The sequence below is a fragment of the Empedobacter sp. UBA7252 genome (genome assembly GCF_002472765.1).
GTDB lineage: Bacteria > Bacteroidota > Bacteroidia > Flavobacteriales > Weeksellaceae > Empedobacter > Empedobacter falsenii_B.
In genome coordinates this window covers 10131-11760 of record NZ_DKSQ01000039.1, presented here as the reverse complement: position 1 = coordinate 11760, position 1630 = coordinate 10131, and the positions used below count along the sequence as shown (strand labels likewise).

General features: G+C 30.6%; 1 protein-coding gene. It reads left to right on the top strand.

Features of this window, described 5'->3' with window-relative positions:
• Positions 1 to 256 precede the first annotated feature (256 nt).
• Positions 257 to 1591, top strand: a complete 1335-nt coding sequence (locus tag B2X73_RS05270; protein ID WP_286495204.1) for an NAD(P)/FAD-dependent oxidoreductase — start codon at positions 257 to 259, stop codon at positions 1589 to 1591.
• The last annotated feature ends 39 nt before the right edge of the window (positions 1592 to 1630 follow it).

The following is a 1630-nucleotide window of genomic DNA, read 5'->3' as shown; positions in this document are numbered from 1 at the left end:
GAATTTGATTGATTTCTTAAAACGATTCAGCTTAAAAATTGTTTAAATTCTAATCTTTCAACAAAATTAAAAAAGCTTAGAAATACATGAAATCACAAATAATTTTAACAATTTATTTAAAACTGACAAAAAACATAAATTTAAAAAAATCTAATAATCAATCCGATATCATAGTAAATATCTAAGGTTCAGAATAATTTTTAATAAATCTTTCATTGTTTCTTAGTTTGTTCGTAATTTTACAAAAAAGTGAATTTTGGAAAAGAAAAAGATTGTCATTTTAGGTGCTGGATTTGCCGGACTTAAATTAGCCCGTAAATTAAATAATAACCCACACTTTTCTGTTACACTTATTGACCGTTATAACTATCATCAATTTCAACCTCTTTTTTATCAAGTTGCTACAGCAGGAATAAACGCTAGTGATATTTCGTTTCCTATACGAAAAGTATTTCAAGGAAGTAAAAATGTCAGCGTACGATTAGCTGAAGTAACAGCTATAAAAAAAGAAGCTAATATTGTTGAAACCACAATCGGAGATTTTTCTTACGATTATTTGGTTATTGCCATGGGATGTACCACAAATTTCTTTGGTAATAAGCAAATTGAGGAATTATCATTCCCAATGAAATCCACAAACGAAGCTTTAACGCTAAAAAACAGATTGTTAACAAATTTTGAAAGTGCTTATTCTGCTGAGTCAGAAGAAGAATTAGAAGAAATTTTGAACATTGTTGTTGTTGGTGGTGGACCAACTGGAGTAGAACTTTCTGGTGCAATTGCACATATGAAAAAACACATTCTACCAAAAGATTATCCAGATTTAGATTTCTCTAAATTGAATATTTATTTGATTGAAGGAAGTCCTAATTTATTAGGACCTATGTCTGATTTAGCTCATAAAAAGTCTCACGAATATTTGACAAATATGGGAGTGCATATTTGGACAGAAGGACGAGTTACAGATTATGATGGAAAAACTATTTCCTTAGCTGACGGACGCACAATCAAAACAAAAAATTTAATTTGGTCTGCTGGTGTTACAGGAAATATTCCTGAAGGAGCTGTGTCTCAAGAAGAGTTACAAAGAGGTAACCGTTTTAAGGTAGATCGTACAAGTAAAATTATTGGAACTGATAACATATATGCTATTGGTGACATTTCTTGTATGGAAACACCTAAATATCCTCATGGACATCCTCAATTAGCACGTGTTGCTGGGGATCAAGCTATGAATTTAGCCAAAAATTTCAATAAAATTGGACAAGGTTTATCAGAAGATAAATTAACTTTATTTGAATATCAAGATCCAGGATCTATGGCTACAATAGGAAAACATAAAGCTGTTGTTGACTTACCTAAATTCTCTTTCTCTGGACGTTTGGCATGGTTTACATGGATGTTCTTACACTTAATGTTAATCTTGACTGTTCGCAACAAACTGGCTATTTTCTTTAATTGGGCTCAAAATTATTTTACAAATGATTCATCATTACGTATTATTGTTCGTCCAACGAAAAAAGATTTTAGATTTAATTTGAAAGGTTATCGCCGTTTTCCAAAGAATCGTGATAAAGAAGTAGAAGCTTAATCAAAAAAGTATATCAATAAAAAACTCCGCTAAATATTT